The 21,860-nt window shown below is 37.6% G+C and carries 23 protein-coding genes; 16 read left to right on the top strand and 7 right to left on the bottom strand.

All coding sequences use genetic code 11. The features are described from left to right. Positions 1-191 precede the first annotated feature (191 nt). The 3 genes from BGC07_RS09000 (at position 192) to BGC07_RS08990 (ending at position 5,922) form a co-directional block, all read left to right on the top strand. Positions 192-3,734, top strand: a complete 3,543-nt coding sequence (locus BGC07_RS09000) for a DEAD/DEAH box helicase family protein (RefSeq protein WP_201258134.1) — start codon at positions 192-194, stop codon at positions 3,732-3,734. Between the two features lie 23 nt (positions 3,735-3,757). After that, on the top strand, positions 3,758-4,702 hold the full coding sequence (locus BGC07_RS08995; protein WP_069312828.1) for a COG2958 family protein: 945 nt from the start codon (positions 3,758-3,760) through the stop codon (positions 4,700-4,702). Between the two features lie 359 nt (positions 4,703-5,061). Beyond that, positions 5,062-5,922: an AraC family transcriptional regulator gene (locus BGC07_RS08990; protein WP_069312827.1), complete on the top strand. Its 861-nt coding sequence runs from the start codon at positions 5,062-5,064 to the stop codon at positions 5,920-5,922. 81 nt (positions 5,923-6,003) lie between these two features. Here BGC07_RS08990 and BGC07_RS08985 read toward each other — a convergent pair whose 3' ends face one another. Further along, positions 6,004-7,398 (bottom strand): MFS transporter, encoded by a 1,395-nt coding sequence (locus BGC07_RS08985; protein ID WP_069312826.1) that lies wholly within the window; start codon positions 7,396-7,398, stop codon positions 6,004-6,006. A gap of 242 nt (positions 7,399-7,640) precedes the next feature. On the opposite strand from BGC07_RS08985, the gene cyoA reads away from it, so the two are divergent. From cyoA to cyoE, 5 genes are read left to right on the top strand one after another with little or no spacing between them, the layout of a single operon-like run. Continuing rightward, complete coding sequence (gene cyoA, locus BGC07_RS08980; protein WP_394332134.1) at positions 7,641-8,555, top strand: ubiquinol oxidase subunit II; 915 nt, start codon at positions 7,641-7,643, stop codon at positions 8,553-8,555. Between the two features lie 20 nt (positions 8,556-8,575). Beyond that, positions 8,576-10,570 carry a cytochrome o ubiquinol oxidase subunit I gene (gene cyoB, locus BGC07_RS08975; protein ID WP_069312824.1) on the top strand — a complete coding sequence of 665 codons (1,995 nt, stop codon included), beginning with the start codon at positions 8,576-8,578 and terminating at the stop codon, positions 10,568-10,570. Continuing rightward, complete coding sequence (locus BGC07_RS08970) at positions 10,567-11,169, top strand: cytochrome c oxidase subunit 3 (protein WP_069312823.1); 603 nt, start codon at positions 10,567-10,569, stop codon at positions 11,167-11,169. Before cyoB ends, BGC07_RS08970 begins: the two co-directional genes overlap by 4 nt. Position 11,170: 1 nt before the next feature. Beyond that, entirely contained in the window at positions 11,171-11,512 is a 342-nt protein-coding gene (locus tag BGC07_RS08965) for a cytochrome o ubiquinol oxidase subunit IV (RefSeq protein ID WP_069312822.1), read from the top strand. Continuing rightward, on the top strand, positions 11,513-12,349 hold the full coding sequence (cyoE, locus tag BGC07_RS08960) for a heme o synthase (protein WP_069312821.1): 837 nt from the start codon (positions 11,513-11,515) through the stop codon (positions 12,347-12,349). Here cyoE and BGC07_RS08955 read toward each other — a convergent pair. From BGC07_RS08955 to BGC07_RS08940, 4 genes are all read right to left on the bottom strand, one after another. Continuing rightward, positions 12,327-12,893 carry a GNAT family N-acetyltransferase gene (locus BGC07_RS08955; protein WP_069312820.1) on the bottom strand — a complete coding sequence of 189 codons (567 nt, stop codon included), beginning with the start codon at positions 12,891-12,893 and terminating at the stop codon, positions 12,327-12,329. The two genes, cyoE and BGC07_RS08955, sit on opposite strands and share 23 nt — an antisense overlap. A gap of 99 nt (positions 12,894-12,992) precedes the next feature. Then, complete coding sequence (locus tag BGC07_RS08950) at positions 12,993-14,423, bottom strand: dihydrolipoyl dehydrogenase family protein (protein WP_069312819.1); 1,431 nt, start codon at positions 14,421-14,423, stop codon at positions 12,993-12,995. An 8-nt stretch (positions 14,424-14,431) separates the two neighbouring features. Next, a complete protein-coding gene (locus BGC07_RS08945) occupies positions 14,432-15,115 on the bottom strand; it encodes a TVP38/TMEM64 family protein (RefSeq protein ID WP_069312818.1) in 684 nt (227 codons plus the stop codon). 243 nt (positions 15,116-15,358) lie between these two features. Next, on the bottom strand, positions 15,359-15,646 hold the full coding sequence (locus BGC07_RS08940; RefSeq protein WP_069312817.1) for a hypothetical protein: 288 nt from the start codon (positions 15,644-15,646) through the stop codon (positions 15,359-15,361). 216 nt (positions 15,647-15,862) lie between these two features. On the opposite strand from BGC07_RS08940, the gene BGC07_RS08935 reads away from it, so the two are divergent. The 3 genes from BGC07_RS08935 to BGC07_RS08925 all read left to right on the top strand — a co-directional run bounded on the left by BGC07_RS08935 (position 15,863) and on the right by BGC07_RS08925 (position 17,321). Beyond that, positions 15,863-16,600 carry a class I SAM-dependent methyltransferase gene (locus tag BGC07_RS08935; RefSeq protein WP_158006899.1) on the top strand — a complete coding sequence of 246 codons (738 nt, stop codon included), beginning with the start codon at positions 15,863-15,865 and terminating at the stop codon, positions 16,598-16,600. A 108-nt stretch (positions 16,601-16,708) separates the two neighbouring features. Then, positions 16,709-16,981, top strand: a complete 273-nt coding sequence (locus BGC07_RS08930) for an alpha/beta fold hydrolase (protein ID WP_069312815.1) — start codon at positions 16,709-16,711, stop codon at positions 16,979-16,981. Between the two features lies 1 nt (position 16,982). Continuing rightward, entirely contained in the window at positions 16,983-17,321 is a 339-nt protein-coding gene (locus BGC07_RS08925) for a hypothetical protein (protein ID WP_069312814.1), read from the top strand. 154 nt (positions 17,322-17,475) lie between these two features. Here the strand turns inward: BGC07_RS08925 and BGC07_RS08920 are convergent, their stop codons facing one another. Next, positions 17,476-18,075, bottom strand: coding sequence for an ATP-binding protein (locus BGC07_RS08920; protein ID WP_069312813.1), 600 nt, complete (start codon positions 18,073-18,075; stop codon positions 17,476-17,478). A 361-nt stretch (positions 18,076-18,436) separates the two neighbouring features. Here BGC07_RS08920 and BGC07_RS23225 point away from each other — a divergent pair, with 361 nt between their 5' ends. The 3 genes from BGC07_RS23225 to BGC07_RS08915 all read left to right on the top strand — a co-directional run bounded on the left by BGC07_RS23225 (position 18,437) and on the right by BGC07_RS08915 (position 20,092). After that, a complete protein-coding gene (locus BGC07_RS23225; protein ID WP_268801635.1) occupies positions 18,437-18,562 on the top strand; it encodes a hypothetical protein in 126 nt (41 codons plus the stop codon). A 700-nt stretch (positions 18,563-19,262) separates the two neighbouring features. After that, positions 19,263-19,436, top strand: coding sequence for a hypothetical protein (locus BGC07_RS20620; protein ID WP_158006898.1), 174 nt, complete (start codon positions 19,263-19,265; stop codon positions 19,434-19,436). A 62-nt stretch (positions 19,437-19,498) separates the two neighbouring features. After that, a complete protein-coding gene (locus tag BGC07_RS08915) occupies positions 19,499-20,092 on the top strand; it encodes a DUF924 family protein (RefSeq protein WP_201258133.1) in 594 nt (197 codons plus the stop codon). On the opposite strand, the gene BGC07_RS08910 is transcribed toward BGC07_RS08915, so the two are convergent. Next, the gene (locus tag BGC07_RS08910; protein ID WP_069312811.1) at positions 20,089-20,865 is read right to left on the bottom strand and encodes an SDR family NAD(P)-dependent oxidoreductase; all 777 of its coding nucleotides are present in this window, start codon (positions 20,863-20,865) and stop codon (positions 20,089-20,091) included. The genes BGC07_RS08915 and BGC07_RS08910 overlap by 4 nt on opposite strands. A gap of 229 nt (positions 20,866-21,094) precedes the next feature. Here BGC07_RS08910 and BGC07_RS08905 point away from each other — a divergent pair, with 229 nt between their 5' ends. Both BGC07_RS08905 and BGC07_RS08900 read left to right on the top strand, forming a co-directional pair. Next, the gene (locus tag BGC07_RS08905; RefSeq protein ID WP_069312810.1) at positions 21,095-21,544 is read left to right on the top strand and encodes a hypothetical protein; all 450 of its coding nucleotides are present in this window, start codon (positions 21,095-21,097) and stop codon (positions 21,542-21,544) included. A 9-nt stretch (positions 21,545-21,553) separates the two neighbouring features. Next, complete coding sequence (locus tag BGC07_RS08900) at positions 21,554-21,844, top strand: hypothetical protein (RefSeq protein WP_069312809.1); 291 nt, start codon at positions 21,554-21,556, stop codon at positions 21,842-21,844. Positions 21,845-21,860: the final 16 nt, after the last annotated feature.

Here is a 21,860-nt window from a genome sequence, read left to right as displayed (position 1 = left end):
GATAGACAGCACAAAGAAGTTGATCAATATTTTAATGTTCTTATGCAAAAAGACTTTAAAGGCGAATTAAATTTATCAAATAATTAAAAATATATTTATGTAAAGGGAATTAAAATGTCTGATAAAAATAGTAAAAGTAACTTTAATTTTTTGATATTGCAATTAAGGCGGCTGAAGATGATAAGGATAGCTTGTTTCGTGAGTATTGCATAGAGTTATGTGGTCGTGCGAAGAGTGCGGAGAGTAATATTAGGATTGATTCACGGATTGCAGGGTTTTATGCACGCAATGCCCTGGAGTTTATGGTTGAAACCGTGTTTGATATCGATAACTGGTTAACACGACCACGCCATGATACAAGTTTAATGACGTTAATTCATGATCACGGCTTTAAGAAAAATCTTGCTAGTAATTTATTTCCAAAATTAAAATTGATTATTAAAATTGGTAATGAGGCGGTGCATAGTAAGACGGCTTTAACGCAGCGTGATGCGCTACAAGCCGTTAAAGAGTTGTATCATGTGTTGTATTGGTTTGTGCGTACTTATACACCGAAGCTTGATCGTGGTCAGTTTGTTATTAAGCCCTTTGATGAGTCGCTGATTCCTCAGCACGTGGTTGTGGATGAACAGGTTGCGATTCGAGCGCTAAGTAGTATTAAAAGAGTTCAAGAACTAGAGAAACAAATAGAACAAGACGATAAAGTCGAGCGAGTGGCCTATCAAGAGAAATTAAAAGAAAATGAAAAACTCAAAGCGGCGAATCAAGAACTATTAGATAAAATTGGCAGAGCGAAAAAAGCAGCAGAACAAACACAAGATCGACATGATTATTGTGAGTCTGAAACACGAACCTATTTAATCGATGTGTTATTAGCTGAAGCTGGCTGGACACTAAAAGATAAAAAAGGTCGGGAGTATCCGGTATCAGGCATGCCAATTTCGGCAGTAAATCCACAAGGCAATGGTTTTGTGGATTATGTACTGTGGGGAGATGATGGTAGTGCTTTGGCTGTTGTTGAAGCAAAACGAACACGCCGGCAAGCTGAAGAGGGTCAGCAACAGGCGAAGCTCTATGCGGATTGTTTAGAAAAACAATGTGGTGTGCGGCCGATTATTTTCTATACTAATGGATATGAAACTTATCTTTGGAATGATTCTTTTTATCCACCGCGACAAGTTCAAGGCTTTTATAGCAAAGCTGAGTTAGAGTTGATGATTCGACGTCGTCAGGATAGACAATCATTTTTTAGCAAAGCAAATGGTGAAGGTAAAAGGCTGAGTGCTGAAATTAGTGATGAGATAACCAATCGCCATTATCAAAAAGCGGCAATTACCCACATTTTACAGCATTTTGAGCTTGAGCATCAGCGTAAGGCACTTTTGGTAATGGCAACCGGTACCGGTAAAACACGTACGGTGATTAGTTTGGTTGATTTATTAGTTAAAAATAACTGGGTCAAGAATATTTTATTTTTAGCGGATCGTAATGCACTACTTACTCAAGCGAAAAGAAATTTTGTTAAATTACTGCCTCGTGTCAGTTGTTCTGTTCTTGGCTCGGGGCAAAGTAAAAATAACATTGATAGTCGATTGTATTTTTCTACCTATCCGACGATGAAAAACTTGCTTGATCGTGGAGCGGATGAGCGGCCTTTTGGTGTGGGTCATTTTGATTTAATTATTGTTGATGAAGCACATCGTTCGGTTTATTCGAAATATCGGCAAATTTTTGAATATTTTGATGGGCTTTTAATCGGTTTAACGGCAACCCCAAAAGACGAAGTTGAAAAAGATACTTATGCGATTTTTGATCTGCAAAAAGGCATGCCAACCTATGCTTATGAAGATGAGACAGCCTATGAAGAAGGTTATTTAGTGCCGCCAACGAAGATTGCTGTTGCGACTAAATTTATTCGTGAAGGCATTAAGTATAAAGATTTATCTGAAGAAGAGCGCAAAGAATGGGAAGATAAAGCAGAGTTAGAAGATCGAGACGCAGTGCTTCCTTCTGAAGTGAATACATTTTTGTTTAACGAAGATAGTGCTGAGAAAATGTTTATTCAACTGATGAGTAAGGGTAATCAAGGGGGGCTACATGTTGAAGGTGGTGATGTTATTGGCAAAACCATCATTTTTGCAGCGAATAATGAGCATGCCGTTTTTCTTGAAAAAATCTTTAATAAGAATTATCCCAAATGGGCGGGTAAGCTGGCACGCGTCATTACTTTTAAAGAAACGTATGCGCAAAGCCTAATTGATGACTTTAAAGGCAGTGAAAATAAAATAGATGAGTTTGATGCGAAGAACCCAAAGTGTCGCATTGCTATTTCGGTAGATATGTTAGATACCGGGATTGATGTGCCGGAAGTGGTTAATTTGGTCTTTTTTAAGGTAGTGCGCTCTAAAGTAAAATTTACTCAGATGATGGGGCGTGGTACACGATTATGTAAAGATTTATTTGGCCCGGGTTTGGATAAAACAACATTTAAAGTATTTGATTATTGCCAGAACTTTGAGTTTTTTGATGCAAATCCTCAGGGTGTCGTGACAAAGATCAGCAAGCCGGTGACTCAAGTCGTGTTTGAAAAGCGAATAAAACTTGCGAGCTTGGTTGGTGAGCGACTGAAAGATCTTGAGTTTCAAGAGAAAAACTCAGAAGACTATGAAAGCTATAGGGAGTTGAGTTGCTATCAGCTGGATATGCTTCATCATTTAGTGGTCGGCATGAATCTCGATAATTTTATAGTGAGACCAAAACGCCAGGTTATAGAGCCTTTTCTAGTGCGTGATTATTGGAATACGATTGATGATAGTAAGTTAATTGAGTTGGAAAATCATATCTCTAGATTACCAACAGAGGCTGAGGCTTTTAATAGCGATGAAAAGCCTAATCACTTATCGCTTTGTTTTGACAACTTAGTACTTACCATGCAGCTTGCCTTGTTAGAAAAAGGTGTATTTTCTAAATTAGATCAAACACGTATCATCGAATTTGCAGAACAGTTGGAAACTAAGTCAAGTATTCCAGTTATCCAGGTTGAGCTTGAGTTGATTCAAGAAATTCAAACTCAAGCTTTTTGGCAGGATATTAACGTAATAACACTAGAAAAACTGCGGCGCAGCTTGCGAAATTTGATGTTTGCTTTGGATAAGGATAAAAAAGAGAGGGTGTATACTAACTTTGAGGATGAGGTGCAAGGCATCTATGATGTCACTACGGTGTATAGCAACCCAAGTGTTGATTTAACGCAGTACCGCAAGAAAACTGAATTGTATATCAAAGATCATCAAGATCAGTTAACGATTCAAAAGCTCAAACGCAACAAACCAATCACTCAAGCTGACCTAGATGTTTTAGAAGGCCTATTGTTAGATGCAAGTGGTATGAGTGATGTTAAAGCTTATCGAGAAAAAATATTACAAGAGAAACCGTTAGGTCGGTTTATCCGTGAATTAATTGGCCTGGATATGAATGCCGCTAAAGAAGCCTTTAGTCGTTTTCTTGATAAGGGAGCTTATAATGCGGAGCAGATTAATTTTATTGATCAAATCATTAATTACCTTGTTGATAATGGTGTGTTAGAGGTGTCACATATTTTTGAAGCACCATTTACTGATCGCCACGATCAAAGTGCGCATGGTTTCTTTGATGAGAATACAGTAATAGAGTTGTGTGATGTGATCAGAGAAGTGAATGCTAATGCTGTGGTTGGAGAGAGTAGGCGTGCATGATAGAAAGTTAAGATATTAATACCATGCAGTTTAAATTACCACAAACCAAAAAAATCGCATTGTTTCTAAAGGAAAATGCCAACCGGCGCTTTACCGCCAAAGAGATTGCTGTAGCAATAACTGATAAATACAGCGATGACTATATTGATAAGCGCAAGAATGCTCGTTTTGAAGGTGAGCGAGATTTTATCTCGCAAATCGTCGCTGAAATTGGTGCACAAAAGCAAGGCATTCTTAAGCAGTCAAAGCATATTAAATGGCAAGATACGCCGCGGCCAAGAGTGTATTGGTATGAAGAGAGTGATGGTTTGGGGTGTGGAGATTCGCTTAAAAATTCACAAGAGCAAAATTTATTAAGCTCTGAACATAATGAAAAAAAACATAATGTTAGCGAGCATGATTTATATCCTGTTTTAATCGATTATCTTCATTCAGAGCATGGGTTATATTGCTTGCGAGTTGATGAAAAGCGCTCTAAAAATAATTTGGGTAGTGGTGGCAATCATTGGTTATATCCAGATATTGTTGCTATGGAGCCTGTTGCTCAAAAATGGCATCAGCACGTTAAAACCTGTGTGTTGCAAGGAGGTGGGCAGAGTGTTCGCCTGTGGTCGTTTGAAGTAAAAAAAGCGCTGACGATGGGCAATGTCCGCAAATGCTTTTTCCAGGCGGTCAGCAATTCATCATGGGCAAGTGAGGGTTATTTGGTTGCGACTTCTATTGTGGACAGTCGTGTTGAGCAAGAGCTTCGTATGTTGAGCGCTTTGCATGGAATTGGCGTTATTTTACTCTCAATAGAAAATCCATCAGAAAGTGAACTATTACTACCAGCGCAAAAACGTTCGGTAATAGACTGGCAATCGGTTAATCGAATCGTTGAAGAAAATACTGACTTTAAAGATTTTATTGATCTGGTTTCTAATTACTATCAGACTGGGCGAGTTCGGACTCGAGATTGGAATCACTAAATTAAAACCTTCAGCGGCTTTTTTATTTTTTAGGCAAGACAATATTCTGAGCGTGATCCTTCTTTTTCCAGTACTGGCAAATAGACACTTATACGGCGATAACCGTCTCAAGACTTAAAAGAAGCGAATAAGGTCAGTATATAAATACTCTAGGTTTTGCAATCAAAAACCCTTCATTCATCCATTGGCTTATTAGTTACTATACTTTTGATAAATATGAATTGATAGCCGAATCTGTATAAACAAATGCCTACTCTTTCAAAAGGTCAGCCGCTGTCGCTGTAATGTAGCAATTGCGGTCAAGATTGATCGGGGCGAGTTTGGTTAAATTAAATACATTATTGAGACGGGTAATGGTGATGAGTGAGAGAGCAGCAAAAAAATATACCAGTAGGATGAATGAGGTGTTTCGCTACATCAATGAGCATTTGTATGAAGAGCTAACCGTTGAGCAATTGGCTGAGGTTGCAAATTTTTCAAAATACCACTTTCATCGGCAATTTTGCGAATATGCTGGAATTAATGTGTTTCAACTCATTCGGTTAATGCGATTAAAGCGAGCCTCCTATCAGCTTGTCTTTAATAAGCAATGTAAAGTCATTGATATCGCATTAGATGCCGGTTTTGAAAACCCAGAATCGTTTTCTCGTGCATTTAAAAAGGCTTTTGGGCAAACACCGACTCAATTTAGACAGCAGCCAAAATGGCAGCCTTGGCTGGAAAAATACATACTTCCTGAAATAAAAAGAGAGCAAGTTATGCAAGTGGATATTATTGACTTTAAAAAAACGGCTATTATTGCAATCGAGCATCATGGTACACCAGAATTAATTAATGATACTGCGAGTCGTTTTTTAAGTTGGATAGCTGAGAATAAGCTGCCGGTACGAAAAGCGGGCTACTATGGTATCGCTTATAATGACCCCAACTTAACAGCGCCTGAAGATTTTAGGTTTGATTTTGGTTTAGTGACAGCTGGCAGAGTTAAGGAAGAAAACAACATTATTAACAAGGTGATTCCCGCAGGACGTTGTGCGCGAGTGCGTCATTTAGGTTCGCATGATCATATTGGTGATAGTGTGCGCGCCCTATATGGCAAATGGTTGCCTGGCAGTGGTGAGGAGTTGCGTGATTTTCCGTGCTTTTTTAATTATCTGAATATGATTACTGATGTTGCTGAGCATGAGTTAATGACGGATATTTATCTGCCACTAAAATAGGATAAAAAATAGGCTAATTAGAATTAGAGTATAGTATTAGCCTATTTGTTAATTTAGTATTTAAAATTTATTTATTTGTTTTTATTGATTGGTTTTATCGTCATCTTTATATAAATCAGAGATGACTTTAAGATAAGCAGTACCTTCTTCATCTGCGACCATCGCTTCAATCACACCTGGACGTTTTGCCAGTTTGGTTTGCAAGGCCGCAGCCTCTGCTGAACTAAGTTTGCCGACATGAATTAAACGACTGCTGTAGTGAGGGGGCTTGGCTTGTAGAAAGCTAAAGATCCACCAAATCGCTAGCACAGCTAAAATAATCATCATTAATGCGGTGTCATTGTGCCAAGATAGTAATAAACCTGCGACAGAACCACCGACAAACGCTCCTAGATATTGGCTGCTTGAATACACCCCCATTGCCGTCCCTTTGGCAGCAACCGGAGAGACCTTGGAAATCCATGAAGGTAATAGAGCTTCTAATACAGTGAACGCAGTGAAAAACAGCATGAGTGAGAGAATAATTCCTGGTAAATCATGATTGAAAAACCAGACGCCGAGCTGAGAAAAAAACATCAATGCGATCATAGCGAGTAAAACGCCTTTCATGTGGCGTTTTTTCTCCGCGATGATGACAAAAGGCACCATTAATACGACTGAAACAATAAAGACGGGTAAATACACCATCCATTGCTCGTGAGCGCCTAAGTTCAGCTGGTGAAGCATATCGAGCGGGATAAACATGAAGCTTGCAGTTAGCACCGCATGCAATGTGAAAATGCCTAAATCCAGGTTCAGAAGCTGTGGATTGGTGATGACCGTTTTGAACTGTGACCAATGCGCGGTATTACCCTCGTGCGTGATAGAGCGCGTGGGTGTAGGAACAATTTTATAAAGGACAAAAATTGCAATAATGGCGAGTATGCCAGTTAAATAGAAGAGACCGTTCAAGCCGATATGGCCGACTAATAATGGGCCGAGCACCATGGCAATGACAAAGGAGAAACCAATGGTCATGCCGACAGTGGCCATCGCCTTGGTACGGTGTTCATCTTTGGTGAGATCAGCAATAAGGGCAAGTGTAGCTGAGCCAATAGCGCCAGCGCCTTGCAGTGCACGACCGATAAAAACTCCATAAATGGAGTCAGACAGGCCGGCAACAACAGAGCCGATAGCAAAAATGAGTAGCCCTAAGGCGATGATTTTCTTGCGGCCAAAGCGGTCAGAGGCCCAGCCGAAGACGAGTTGAAAAAGGCAGGAGGTCACACCATAAACGCCTAGGGTTAAGCCGATTGTGAGGGTGGTTGCCCCTTGTAACTGGTTGGCGTATAGAGCAAAAATGGGCAAAATCATAAAAAGCCCAAGCATACGCAAGCCAAAGAGGCTGGCAAGAGAAAAAGTTGATTTCATTTGATGTTTACCTGATAAAATATTCGTTACTTGATAATGAGAATCAGTATGGGTTTTTACAGTCATTATGCTTTTGATCATTATCTGGCTAAAGAAATGCCATCATAGCACCAGAAAGTTTTGATTAATACAACTGTCGTTAAATCACAATTGATAATTGTTGAAAAATGGTGTACCTTCTAGGCAATTTCAAAAGCGCCTTTTTAAGATTCTTAAATTTTGGGCTTGAGAAAGTGGTTGTAGTAATCGCTGACACTAGCGTGTACAGGGAATAGTTAATAATGAAATTTATTTCTAATGTGAAAAAAATGCTTAAGAAAAATATCAAACATAAAGTCCCTGCTTTTCTCTTGTTATTACTAGCTACTTTGTCCTTAAGTGGTTGTAAAACGATGTTGTTCGATCCACATGGGATTATCGCAGCAGACGAGATGAAGCTCTTTATCACCGCTCTAATCCTTATGCTAATCGTTGTAATCCCTGTGATTATTGCAACGCTAGTCATTGCAAGACGCTATCGTGCATCGAACAATGATGCCAAGTATACTCCCGAGTTTACACACAGCACTAAGTTGGAAATTATCTGGTGGGGTGTGCCTATTATCATCATCGCTATTCTTGGTGTGATTACGTGGCACTCGACACACAAGTTAGACCCTTATCGTCCATTGGATGTAAAGCGCAATGGTGAGGTTGTTAAACCGATCACGATTCAGGCGATTTCGCTCGAATGGAAGTGGTTGTTTATATATCCAGATCAAGGCATTGCGACGGTGAATTACGTACAATTCCCAGTTCATCAGCCGGTGAAGTTTTTAATCACCTCTGATGCACCGATGAACTCGTTTCAAATTCAGCAGCTTGCCGGTCAAATTTACTCTATGAATGGCATGCAAACTAAGTTGCATATGATGGCCAATAAGATGGGTGAATACCGTGGTCGCTCGGTTAGTTTCAGTGGCGATGGTTTTGCTAATATGCGCTTTGTCACTAAAGTGACCTCTGAGAATGATTTTGATAAGTGGGTGCAATCTGTTAAAGCATCACCGAATAAATTAACAACAGCAGAGTATAAGAAATTGGTTGTTCCGAGTGAAAGCAACCCTCCAGAATACTTTTCATCTGTCAAACCTGGCTTATTCAAAGAAGTGATGATGAGCTTTATGATGCCGCCTAAGGGGCAGATGGTGCCAATGAATACTGGCCCAGAAGTACATCTGTAATTAATTTATAGGACACAAGTATGCTTGAAACATTACTATTAGGGCGATTGACGTTACAGTCAATCCCTTATGATAATCCAATTATTATGGGTGCAGGCACGTTCATGGCCATTGTGGTCTTGGCAGTTCTTGGCTCCCTGACTTATTTTAAAAAGTGGAAATGGCTTTGGAAAGAATGGTTGACCAGCGTTGACCACAAAAAGATTGGTATCATGTATATCATCTTGGCCTTTGTCATGCTGCTGCGTGGTTTCTCTGATGCCATTATGATGCGTTTACAACAAGCGCTGGCTTATGGTCATCATTTAGGCTATTTACCGCCAGAACATTATGACCAAGTTTTCACCGCGCATGGTGTGATCATGATCTTCTTTATGGCGATGGCCTTTGTCTTTGGTTTGGTCAATATCATTGTGCCTTTGCAAATTGGTGCGCGCGATGTTGCTTATCCTTACCTCAACTCATTGAGCTTCTGGCTCACCACTGCCGGTGCCTTATTAGTGAATATTTCACTTGTGGTTGGTAAGTTTGCTGCGACCGGTTGGCTCGCTTATCCACCGCTCTCTGAACTCGCTTATAGCCCTGGGGTCGGTGTTGACTATTATCTATGGGCATTATCCATCTCGGGTGTTGGTACGCTGATTGGTGCAATTAATATCTTTGTGACGATTATTAAAATGCGTTGCCCGGGCATGAGCCTGATGAAGATGCCAATTTTCACTTGGTCTGTATTTTCATCAATGATTCTTGTGATTATTTCTTTCCCAATTTTAAATATCACTTTATTACTTCTATTCTTTGACCGCTTTTTTGGTACGCATTTCTTTACTTCCGATTTTGGCGGTAATGCAATGTTGTATATCAACCTGATTTGGACGTGGGGCCATCCAGAGGTTTATATCTTGGTACTTCCTGCCTTTGGTATTTTCTCTGAGATTATTGCAACCTTCAGTAAGAAACCAATCTTTGGTTATGCGGCGATGGTATGGGCGACCTTTGTCATTGCTTTCCTAGCCTTTACCGTTTGGTTGCACCACTTCTTTACTATGGGTGCAGGTGCGGATGTAAACTCGTTCTTTGGTATTGCGACGATGATTATTTCTATCCCAACCGGGGTGAAAATTTTCAACTGGTTGGCAACGATGTACCGCGGTAAAATTACCTTCTCTGTACCGATGATGTGGAGTATTGGTTTTTTAATTACCTTTAGTGTCGGTGGTATGACTGGTGTGTTAATGGCAGTTCCTGGTGTTGACTTCCAGTTCCATAACAGCTTGTTTTTGGTCGCACACTTCCATAATACGATTATTGGTGGTGTTGCTTTTGGCTTATTTGCTGGTTACAACTACTGGTTCCCGAAACTATTCGGCTTCACCCTAAACGAAAGACTGGGTAAATGCTCATTCTGGTGCTGGTTCATCGGTTTCTACCTTGCATTTATGCCGCTCTATATTCTTGGCATTATGGGGATGACGCGTCGTTTGAATCACTATACCGATACGGCTTGGCACATTTATTTAGTGGTTGCTGCCATTGGTGCCGCGGTGATTCTACTCGGTATTATCTTCCAAATCTTGCAACTTGTTGTCAGTATCAAGCAGCGCCATGAGAACCGTGATTTAACAGGTGATCCTTGGGATGCTAGAACATTAGAATGGTCTATTCCATCGCCTGCGCCGTTTTATAACTTTGCGATCACACCAGAAGTTGATAGTCGTGACTCGTTCTGGGAAGACAAAGAGAAGCAAAGAAAGTCTGGCAAAAAACCGGCAAAACCTGTGTATAGCGATATCCACATGCCGAAAAATACCAGCATCGGTTTTATCATTGGTATTTTAAGCTTAATCTTTGGTTTTGCGATGGTATGGGAAATTGTCTGGTTATACAGCATTTCTGGTATCGCAATTCTTGCCTTTGCACTGGCAAGAACCTTTAACTTTAATATTGATTACTATGTGAAAGCAAAAGATGTTGAAGCGACTGAAGCGAAATATCTGAGCGGAGCAACATCATGACAGCAACAACGATGAATCATCATAAGGAGCATCATCATCACGATGATGGCTCCAAATCACTTTTCGGTTTTTGGACGTTTGTTTTAAGCGATGCCGTATTATTTGCAGCATTATTTGCTTGCTATGTCGTCTTGAAAGATCAAACCTATGGCAATATTGGCATTGTGCAAATTGCATCGCCAGGCTATGTGTTTTTAACAACGCTATTTTTATTAGCTTGTAGTTTTACTTATGGTATTAGTTCCGCTGCTGCGCAGGCAGGTAGCCGTGGTCGAGTCTTACTGTGGTTGATCGTCACTATTATTTCTGGAATTGTCTTTGTCTCTATGACCTTCCATGAATTTGCAGTGCTATTTCATAACCATCACACATGGCATCAAAGTGCATTTTTATCGGCATTTTTTAGCTTAGTGGGTATTCACATGATTCATGTGATTGTCGCGTTGTTATGGGCCGTTGTTTTAATCATTCAGTTTTTAATGCAAGGCATTACGACTGGGATGAGAACACGTTTAGCGTGCATGGGAATGTTTTTCCACTTCTTGAACCTTGTCTGGGTTTTCATCTTTATTATCGTTTATATGATGGGGATTGCTTAATATGTCAGGTCATTATGAAGTTGCGGTCAATGAAAAGAAAAACATTGGCAAATCGCTTAAAAACTATGCACTCGGCTTTATTTTTTCAGCCGTATTATTCGCTGTTGCTACCTTATTGGTGACTAAACATGCGTTTACACCCGCAGGAGTCACTGCAATCCTTGCAATCATTCTAGTTGTATTATTACTGGTTCAACTAGTTTGCTTCTTTGGCTTAAATACCCGCACTGAGAATGCGCGTTGGGATATGCTGACATTTGCCTTTACAATTTTAGTAACGGCAGTGGTTGTCGGTGGTTCGTTATGGATTATGTATAATTTGAATTATTACATGGTGCACTAATTGCGACTTCTCTCTGTTACCAAGCCGGGTATCATTTTTGGAAATATAGTCACCGCTTGCGGTGGCTATTTTCTTGGTACTAAGGAAAATTTTAGCTTTGTCACCTTTGCGGCGATGATTATTGGCATGTCCTTAGTTATTGCCTGCGGTTGTGTGATTAATAATTATATCGATCAAGATATCGATAAACTGATGGCGCGGACCAAAAAGCGTGTTTCAGCTTTAGGTTTGCTGCCCAATATTGGCCTAATTTTTTATGGCATTGTCTTAGGGTTATTAGGGATTGCCTTTTTATCTATCTTTACTAATTTACTGACAGTGATTGTTGCGCTGGTCGGTTTGTTTGTCTATATTGTTTTATATACGTTATGGCTTAAACGCACATCGATTCATGGTACTTTTATAGGCGCAATTTCGGGTGCTGTGCCTCCGGTTGTTGGCTACTGCGCTACAACGAACCGCTTTGACGCGGGGGCGATGATTTTATTTGCGATCTTATTTTTATGGCAAATGCCACACTCTTATGCCATTGCGATCTTTCGCTTAAAAGACTATAAAGCAGCTAATATCCCTGTTTTACCCGTTGTCAAAGGCATAGAATATACGAAAGTAGTCATGTGTGTTTATACGTTGCTGTTTGCAATTGTTGCTTTATTACCGACTATTTTTGGTTATACGGGTTATATTTACTTAGCAGCCGCTTGTTTATTTGGCCTCTCATGGCTGATTTTAGCAATTAAAGGCCTGCGCTCTGATAGCAATATTACCTGGTCGCGTAAGATGTTTGTTGTATCGATTCTAGGTATTATGTTGCTCAGTGTGGCGATGTCAGTTTAAGATTAAAATCCTCTTTTACTAAGCCGTAAATAACTCCATCTACATATTGATTGTTAGCAAGCTTTATACCTTGTTTTAACTCACCTTCTTTTTTAAAGTTTAAACGTATAGGGATATTTTGGCTTTTTATATTATTAATGGCACAGTGGATCTCAATACGGTTTAAGTGAAGGCCATTAAAACCATATTCAATCATTTTTGCACAGGCTTTGGTCATTAAGCCTTGCCCTTGATAGCAGGACGCTAGCCAGTAGCCAATTTTAGCAATATCATTGCTTTTATCTAATGTATTAAAGCTTAAAGTGCCGGCAATTTTATTTTGGTAATATAATAAGTAAACAAGGGCAGAGCCGTTATCGTATTGAGAGAGGCAAAATTTGATATATTCTCGTGTATCATCAACATGGTGAGTTTCATCGACCCAAGGCAAAAACTCTCTTAAATCATTACGATATTGGTTAACCAAAGAAAAGATCTCGATTGCATTACTAATCGTTGGTAGTGAGAGTGTTGTGTGCTCGTCAACCGCTAGCTGCTTTTCCATATATGTCTTATCTGTCATGTTTTTATAGAATAATTTTTACAAGTTATCATGTTTTTTATTAATGGTAAATGCTAATGTTAGGTATCAGCCCCTTGTTTTTTAATATCGATTAATTTTCATTAGTAGCTTAATAATAGATTTCATTCTATTAGAAAATAATTTAGGTGTATAAAAACTACCTGCAGCATATTTATTTGCCTCACCTAAGGTTGGATAAGGATGAACTAATCCAGCTATGCTCTTGATCGTTAGGTTATTATTGATTGCTAGCATCCAAGGCGTTAGAAGGTCGCTTGCATGCTCATGAACTATTCCCGCGCCTAATATTTTTCCTTTTTTATTGGCAATGACTTTAACTAAGCCGTTTGTTTGGCGATCAGTAATTGCTCGATCATTGCGAGCAAAAGGCCAATTTAGACACTGTATTTTATCACCGTATTGCTGACGTGCTTGTTGTTCGGTGAGGCCAATATGAGCTATTTCCGGTAGTGTAAATGTGGCACGAGGAATCAATGCTGAGGCTTTGGCTGGCAAGTGAAAGAGGATATTACGAATAACGATACCGGCATGATAATTTGCTGCGTGAGTGAATTGTTCTTTACCAATGACATCACCGATGACATAGACTTTTTTATTGCTTGTGCACAATCGATTATCTACTAGGATGCCTTCATTATTATAATTAATATTAGCGGTTGATAAATTTAAAGTATGAAGTGCGGGCGCTCTTCCTGTTGCAATCAATAGATGAGAAGCTTCAATAGATACATCATTATCATTTTTGAGGTGAATATTTGCAACATTGTTTATATCGTTATAGCTGATTTTATTAATGGCAGTATTTTCTAAGATTGTTAATTTGTTTTTTAAATGATTTCGAATTAGCTCAACAAGTTCTTTATCTTCTTTGGCTAAAATATTAGAACGAGCAATTAAAGTGACTTTGATATCAAGGTGAGCATAAGCGCAGGCGATTTCCAAGCCGATAGGACCACCACCAATGACAACGAGGTGATCTGGTGCATGTGTTAAGTCAAATATGGTCTCATTGGTAAAGTAGGGTGCAGATTCTAGTCCAGGAATATTCGGAATTGCGGCTTTTGAGCCTGTCGCAATGATAAAGCGTCGTGCATGAATTTTGCTATCATTGACGAGTACAGAATTTGGGCTGGTGAATTTTCCGGTGCCTAAAATAACATTGACTCCTAAATTTTCAAAACGCTCTATAGAGTCGTGAGGGGCAATATGATTGATTCTTTCATGGATATGACCATGAAGAGCTTGATGATCAATAGAAAAATCTGTGGTTCGAATACCAAAGGCTGGACTATTTTTTATTAGCTGTGCATGCTTTGCTGCTGCAATAAGCGCTTTAGAAGGCACACAGCCATAGTTTAAGCAATCTCCGCCTATTTTATGCTGTTCGATGAGTGTGACGTTAGCACCCATTTGTACAGCAGCAGAGGCAACACTCAAACCCCCTGAGCCCGCACCGATAATGCATAAATCTGTTTTATGAATTTGGCTCATGATTTCGCTCACTTTTGTTTGATTTTTTTATAGAGTACGGGCAGGAGGGATAAAACAGCTAAACCGATGATGGGGATTAATATTTTAGGTCGAAAAATTATACTAAGGTCAGGAGTTTTTCCTAACGAAAATAAATGCTCTAAACCATCGCCTAAAGAAACATAAACAAAGGATCCAGGGATAATGCCAAGAAATGTTGCGATGGTATAGGGTTTTAGCTGCATTTTAAGTAGTGCTGGAGCAATATTTAATAGCCAAAATGGAAAAATAGGAATCAATCGTAAGGTGAGTAAGTAGTTGAAACTGTTTTCTTGAAAGCCGGCTTCCAATTGCTTTAAGCGTGGCCCTGCCTTGTTACTTAGTAGCTCACCGAAAGAAGTCCGCACTGCTAAAAAGAGTAAACATGCACCAATAGTAGCGCTGATGACGACAAAGATAGTGCCGAAGAATGATCCAAATAGCAAACCACCAGCGATGGTAAGTAACGTCGCACCCGGAATAGATAGCGTAACGCTGATGATGTAGAGCAAGCAAAAACTAAGTGCGGCAACTATAAAATGGTTCTTAGTAAACTGTTGGAGTATTTGGTTGTTTTCTTGCAGTGCATTAAAACTTAAATATTGCTGTAGGCCGAAACTAAAGAACAGAATAATTGCAATGATGATGAGAATTAAAGGGATAAAGCGTTTCATAAGTCCTCCTTGTTATGCTTAACATATCATCATCTGCCAAGAAGGTGTTAGCGTCTCTTGCCTGAGCTGCGTTAGTGTTTAATATGTGGTGCTTGATTCAGTTCAGCGATTGATCGTGCTTTATGATGATTCATTAAGCGCAAATATAGTGAGGCGGTTAATAGCAATGCGAAAAAACAGGTTCCACATAGCGAGAATACTATATATTTATGCATCTAAATCCCTCCATAGCACGCAAACTTGTTATCTAAGTTCTTTACACTGACAAGGTAAATTGGCAATACAGCCAATTTGTTTATAGCCAGGTGGACAGCACGGATCACCTCCAACCCAGTCTAAATTTTTCTTTTTACACCCGGTTATTATTTTATATTGATTTCTTTGTTGCCTTTTTAGCCCATTAAATTGTTGTGTTGTGCAAGGTGAGGCGATACCATTGATTAAACATATATGATTTATACTATCGTCTTTATTTGTAGCACAGCTCATTAGGGAAAGCATCAGAGCAGCAATCAATAATAATCGATACAAGGTAAACCTCCTTTATTATGACTTTTTTGTGCGGCTTGTCTAGCATTTTTACTATTTTAATTGTGTATAATGTTGCTTTTTGATTGATGTTCTGGTGTTGATATTTAATGATTTTTTATGATATAAATTAATATAATTAAAAATTGCTAAATTTAGTGAAACAAAAATATTATGAGCACCAGTGATAGTGCATGGCACGCACCTAGTTATAATAGTTTGCAGCTTAATTATCAATATAGCTCAGGTCTAGAGCTTTATCAGTTAGCAAAGCAATTTTTCCCATGTAAAATAAATAAAGTGGTTGATCTTGGTTGTGGTACAGGCAATTTATTATCATTTATTAGTGGCGATCTTAATGATTGTAATGATTTTCTAGGTGTCGATTTATCAGAAAGTATGATTAAATATGCACGTAATAAATTTTCAGATAAAAATATTAATTTCATTCGTCAAGATGTTTGCCAATTCCTTAATTCCTGTCAAGATAACAAGTTCGATATTGTTTTTTCTAACGCAGCCCTACACTGGTTGAGTCCATTAAAGCTACAGGAAGTTTTTTTAAATAGTTACCGTACTTTAAAATCGGGTGGAGTTATTTGCTTTAGATTTTCTTTGGTTGATAATGGTGAAGAGCTAAAAAAACTATTAGCCCGAGTTGCAGACAGCTTTCCTGATATAGAAGTTAAAGATCCTGCATATAAATATAATTATGAACAAGTAATCGATTATTTTAATAGACTAAATATTTGTTTGGTTTTTTCAAAAGAAAAACTAAACACTTCTTTTTCTAAAAGTGAAATGTGTTTGCAATGGTTACAAGAAACTCAGCCTGTAAGTTTTTTAAATGGTATGGATAAAAATATCTTCTGGCGCAAGGTGAGTGAATTAATTAAATCAGAAAAAGCAAAAATGAAGCTACATCATGGTTTATTTATTTTGAAAAAGAGTGGCTGAAATCGTTTATCATACTTGTTAATAGTTTTGGTTTTTCTGTTTGCCTTTATAATTTCTTATAGGCTATGTTAATATAGCGCTTATATTAAATAATAGGCAAGGATAACAATGACGATTCATATTGAGCGCCAAGCTATCAAGTACCGTGACTATAACATAATGACTTATAGCACAGGCTGTGAAAATAAGGAAACATTGCTTATTTTGCATGGTGGGCCTGGTGTGCCATGTGATTATATGCGTAATAATTTGGTGAATGCTGAGCTTGTGGTATTACGCGATTGTTCTCATGATCCATTTTTTGAAAAGCCAGAATTTTATCATCAGTCAGTCTGGAAGTTTTTAGAAAAACAGCGAGTTAATAATAAAGGAGATTTTTAAAGTGCCACATATCGAGCTTAAGTATTCTGATGATTTATTAATTAATGCAGACGAAATTTTTGAGGTAATTGAAAATGTAATCAATCAGCATGATTCGAGTTCTGGGGTGTGTAAAGGCCGAGCTTATCCGACTGGTTTATATAAGCATACTCATATTTTAATTTCTTTATCTTTATTAGAAAAACCACACCGGGATGATAATTTTTCACAGGAATTGATAAATAAACTGGAGAAAGAAGTTAAAAAAATAATACAGCAAGACTGCTATTTTTCACTTTCTTTAAATTATAACTTATCTTACTATATAACAAACCAACATCATGTGGAAAAAAGCTGTTAATAGTAAATTTAGCAAACACCCTGCTTGATGTAGGCATGACCTAGAGTGTGGCTTAGCAGTAACTGACCATAAAATAGTTACTCTATTGTTCACACTCTATTTCCTTGAGTTGGAAATTACTGGCAGCTTTGTGATGATTTTCTAACGCTAATGGTTAATTATTATATTTATTAATCCAATAAATAATTTCATCGCATCGGCTTTCAATTGGCTTTTTTTGCAATAAATTTAATATTTTAATATTAAATTTATCTAGAGACTGTCTTAAAAGAGATTCAATCTCTTGTTGAAATTCAGGATCAAAAGCACGCATATCATCACTTTTTAAAGGAATAATATCTATAGGAAAATAAAAATGTAAATTAAATTTTTGACTGTAATAGTCTACGAGCTTTTCTATGAAAGGCAGGGCGTAGGGTTGTATAGCTCTTTTCTTTGCATCTTTATTGATCCAGTATAAGTAGAAAGCATAATAAGTGATTGGATCTAGATCAGCAAAGTTATAGTGAGCTTGGCTTATGTCTAGCTGAGTAAAGCTGCCTAGCGCTGTTGAAACAAAGGCGCTCATGCTTTGGGTGTATTGGTAAGAACCACCTTCTAAGATGATTTGCCTAGGGTTATTGTAGTTTAAGGCTTTAGCGATTAAGCGATATTGATCTCCAATAATATAGCTAGGGTGAGGCAATTTGTTGATAATTGCTTGTAAAGTTGTTGATTTTCCTGTGCCTTGTGCACCCATAAATGCAATATTCATTGGTTTATCGCCTTTATACTCTATATTTTTAGTTATACTTGATTGAGCTATAACTATAACTCAAATATCAATTTTTCCTAGTGGTTTTGAATATATGACTGGAGCTTTAACGAGAGATATTAGGATAATAACTAAAATCATCCATAGAGTATGGATAACTAAATCAGGGTGTTGGCCATAAAAAATAAATCAAACTTAAAATAGTCGAAGAAAACTATGTCAATCGGTTCATTTCTTTAGGAGAACCTCAGGGGCGTTTAGTGATTGATAATATTCGATTGAGTAGAAGAGAGGCGTAGTGTATATTTTATTTGCTGCGTGGCAATACTGTTAAAGATATTGTAGCTAGATTGCGCTATCAATGAGAACAGTTGAAGAGTATACGAATACGATCAAGGTCAGACTAGACTGCAAAACAAAGCCTGAAGTTATTAGTCGAGCAACCAATGCAGGTGCTATTTCATATATTCTGGATGGTATTTTTTAGATAACTGCATTTGCTAATGCAAATGTTTTAGAGAAATTAACTGCTATATGCAGATTCTTATGAGTATATATATGCAATATATTTTAGTATATAATGTAGTATTATTACTGTTGACAAAATCTAATTTTCTACTCTCCATTGCTTGTTGTTAACTTTATTATTTTGAAACTGAAGGAAAGCATACCGTAGAAAATCTCTGTATTTTTATAGTTAAAGTTGTTAAGTATGTTTTTGGTTGTGTTGTGATTGTGAAAAAATTTATCAGCATGGATCAGTTTGCTTACCTCTATATCATAAAATCATAACATAAGAATATAGTAGTGTTTGCTAATAAAAATTAGATTGCTTTAAATCAGTTATTGAAGTATTTAGTAGAAATTTGCTTGTTTATTGATATAAATGAATAGGCTATTATATAGCCAATCGATGTATTGCATTTGAGAGTGTTAAGCAGTGAACAAAAATTAAAAAGGAAGATTAATAGATTTTGAAAAGGTGTTATATGAATTGCTAGTTTTCTTTTATGGGATTTAAATTTTAATCATTGTAGTCTATAATGCAGGGGCTGTTTTAGCAAGAACAAAAAATATGTTAAGAAATTTTAAATTATTTTATCATTGCTCATAATTGTGTTAGATTATATCACGTTACATGGAATATCTGGTGACAGAATGTATCATTAAATTTTGGAGATTATATAATGAATCACGATACGATTGCGCCTTTGGGCTATGTCTTTATGCCTCATCATATTTCACTTTGGCGGGCTAAAGGAATTGAAGCGAATTATCAGGGGCAGTTGAAAATGAATAAGCAGTTTTCTGCTACAGACTCATATCATAAAAATAAACATTTTTCAGATGTTAAAAAATAAGTTACCTAATATAATTTAATACTAGGCAGATACGATAGTATATCGTAAATAAGATGGACTTTATGGTTAATGATATTTTAGATTTTTGGTTTGGTAACCATGCTAGTATGGTAGATACAGCAAATAATCAGGCAAAACTATGGTGGGGTAAAGATCCTGCTGTTGATAGTAAAATTGCAAACCAATATGAAACTATACTGGATGAGATTGTAGAAGACCAGTGGCCTTTTGCAAGAAATAGCGCGCGTGAAATTTTAGCAGCAATTATTTTAACTGACCAATTTCCTCGTAATATCTACCGAGATACAGCAAAAGCCTTTGCTTATGATGGCATAGCCCGCAAGTTATGTCGCTTACTGATCGATAAAAAATTAGATACTGAGTTGACTCTAATAGAGCGAGTATTTGCTTATTTACCATTAGAACATTCTGAAGATATTACTGACCAGGTGGAATCACTGGAGAAGTTCGATGAATTGCTTCATATAGCGGCTGCAAAAGATAAAGCAGTGTTTGAACAGTATGCAGCTTATGCAAAAAGTCATTATGATGTAATTGATAAATTTGGTCGTTTTCCTCACCGTAATGCTAGTTTAGGCAGGGATTCTACAGAAAAAGAACAAGCATATTTACAGCAGGAAGGTAGTGGTTTTTAATCATTGTCTTTTGATTTAGCAAAATAGAGCGTGTGACTGACCCATTCTTGAATTGTTAAAGGCAATATGTTGTAAAGGCGAATAACTGTAGTAAGTTGCCATGGAAACTGAATGACTGCTTTATTTTTATTAAGTCCTTTTCCAATAGTTTTGGCTGCAGTGACTGCTGTAACTTTAAATGGCATGGAAAATTGATTAAGGTCTGTACGAGGTGTTTTCACCCAACCAGGGCAAATTACATTAACCTTGATATGATCATTTCTAAGCTGTTGGCGCAGTGCTAAGCTAAAGTGTAGTAAGGCGGCTTTTACTGCACCATAAATGCTTCGGCCGGGTAGAAAAATTTTGGCATTCATCGAACTCATGATGGCAATCTGGCCGGATTGGCGCTGTTGCATCCGTTGGATAAGTGGATAAATACTGTTAAATGTGCCATTGATATGAATATCAACCATGGCCCGCTGCGCAGAATAATAGTCAGCTGTTTCATTGCTGAGTTGTTTGAGTGAGGGGCCAGCATTGGCAATGATTAGGTCAATAGGTTTTTGTTGATCATTATGGACTAAAAAGTCATTAAGTTGCTGGTGGTCACGTATATCGATTAATGCTGTTGTCACGGTGGCTCCGAGCTTTTCACAGTGGGATTTTACTTGATTTAGGCGCTCGGTATTACGCGCGATGAGAGTGAGGTCAGCGCTTTTCTGAGCATAATAATAGGCTAAGGCTTCTCCGATGCCACTACTTGCTCCTGTAATACATACTTTATATGTCATTGTTTATTTAGTTTTTAGTTTGTCTTGTATCGATATTATAGCATTCGGAACACCTAACATGTCTATCGATATATGTTGATCATGAGCTGATGAATTTTCTCCTGACTTTCTTTTTTACGAATTAAAAACACTTAATCTAAAATTATTGCTATTTGCACCGTTACGAAATTTATTTTTTAAAGGTAAAAGATAAGAGTAAGAATATATCTTTTTTGAGGTTTAGAGGTTTATGCCAGAATTTAGAGAACAGTTTAGACAACGTGATTACTTAGTTCCAGTGAATCCAAGAGACGCCAATTGCTACGAAGACTTTCGTAGAGATTTTGGGGCAGATGTTTTTTCAATGGATGGTGATGATAGTGAGGAGATTAAAAGAGACTTTTCTACAGCTTCAGATGAGGCTTTCGAAGGTCTTCTTAAAAAACATTTCTTTGACGATGATGCTTTTGTTGATTTTGTAAAGTCTCACTTGCATCAGGGTGGAGTGCCATACAGCCTACAAAGATCTATATTAGCAACTCTAAAAGAAAAGAATAAGTCAGTGATGTTAATAGGTGAGACAGTTGCTGCTGAACGAGTATTTAAAGTGGAAGGAGAAAATTTAGTAATCAAAGAGACAGTTAAAGTCCCTAATTTATATGACTTTGATCGCAGCCAATGGATATTCGATAATGAATAAAAGACACCTTTGCTCGAAGCTAAAGCAAAGTATGTAGTCAGAAAGCATGATGGTAAATGGGAGGCTCAAACTGTAGATGTTATTTTTGACTATAAAAATGAAAAGATGAAAAAATATCTCGATAATCGTGGTGGGCATACAAGACTTAAAGATTGTGTTAAAAATGTATTCGATCGGAATCAGGAGAAAAAGACAATAACTAAAAGAGAAGCAAAATATTTGTTTTTAACTGCTGAACAAGATAACAAAAAAGTAGGCCGATATATGGATAAGAGTATAGAAATAAAAGTTGAACTTTAAATATGTCATACACAGT

Source organism: Piscirickettsia litoralis (genome assembly GCF_001720395.1).
In the GTDB taxonomy this organism is placed as follows: Bacteria; Pseudomonadota; Gammaproteobacteria; order Piscirickettsiales; family Piscirickettsiaceae; genus Piscirickettsia; species Piscirickettsia litoralis.
This window is presented reverse-complemented; position numbering and strand designations above follow the sequence as displayed.

Coding starts and splice junctions, on each gene's coding strand:
- BGC07_RS20620 (WP_158006898.1), top strand. CDS start 19,263: ATGAATCACGATACGATTGCGCCTTTGGGCTATGTCTTTATGCCTCAT.
- BGC07_RS23225 (WP_268801635.1), top strand. CDS start 18,437: ATGAGAACAGTTGAAGAGTATACGAATACGATCAAGGTCAGACTAGAC.
- BGC07_RS08930 (WP_069312815.1), top strand. CDS start 16,709: ATGACGATTCATATTGAGCGCCAAGCTATCAAGTACCGTGACTATAAC.
- BGC07_RS08945 (WP_069312818.1), bottom strand. CDS start 15,115: ATGAAACGCTTTATCCCTTTAATTCTCATCATCATTGCAATTATTCTG.
- BGC07_RS08950 (WP_069312819.1), bottom strand. CDS start 14,423: ATGAGCCAAATTCATAAAACAGATTTATGCATTATCGGTGCGGGCTCA.
- BGC07_RS08985 (WP_069312826.1), bottom strand. CDS start 7,398: ATGACTGTAAAAACCCATACTGATTCTCATTATCAAGTAACGAATATT.
- BGC07_RS08965 (WP_069312822.1), top strand. CDS start 11,171: ATGTCAGGTCATTATGAAGTTGCGGTCAATGAAAAGAAAAACATTGGC.
- BGC07_RS08910 (WP_069312811.1), bottom strand. CDS start 20,865: ATGACATATAAAGTATGTATTACAGGAGCAAGTAGTGGCATCGGAGAA.
- BGC07_RS08970 (WP_069312823.1), top strand. CDS start 10,567: ATGACAGCAACAACGATGAATCATCATAAGGAGCATCATCATCACGAT.
- BGC07_RS08955 (WP_069312820.1), bottom strand. CDS start 12,893: ATGGAAAAGCAGCTAGCGGTTGACGAGCACACAACACTCTCACTACCA.
- BGC07_RS08905 (WP_069312810.1), top strand. CDS start 21,095: ATGCCAGAATTTAGAGAACAGTTTAGACAACGTGATTACTTAGTTCCA.
- BGC07_RS08990 (WP_069312827.1), top strand. CDS start 5,062: ATGAGTGAGAGAGCAGCAAAAAAATATACCAGTAGGATGAATGAGGTG.
- cyoB (WP_069312824.1), top strand. CDS start 8,576: ATGCTTGAAACATTACTATTAGGGCGATTGACGTTACAGTCAATCCCT.
- BGC07_RS08920 (WP_069312813.1), bottom strand. CDS start 18,075: ATGAATATTGCATTTATGGGTGCACAAGGCACAGGAAAATCAACAACT.
- BGC07_RS08995 (WP_069312828.1), top strand. CDS start 3,758: ATGCAGTTTAAATTACCACAAACCAAAAAAATCGCATTGTTTCTAAAG.
- cyoA (WP_394332134.1), top strand. CDS start 7,641: ATGCTTAAGAAAAATATCAAACATAAAGTCCCTGCTTTTCTCTTGTTA.
- BGC07_RS08915 (WP_201258133.1), top strand. CDS start 19,499: ATGGTTAATGATATTTTAGATTTTTGGTTTGGTAACCATGCTAGTATG.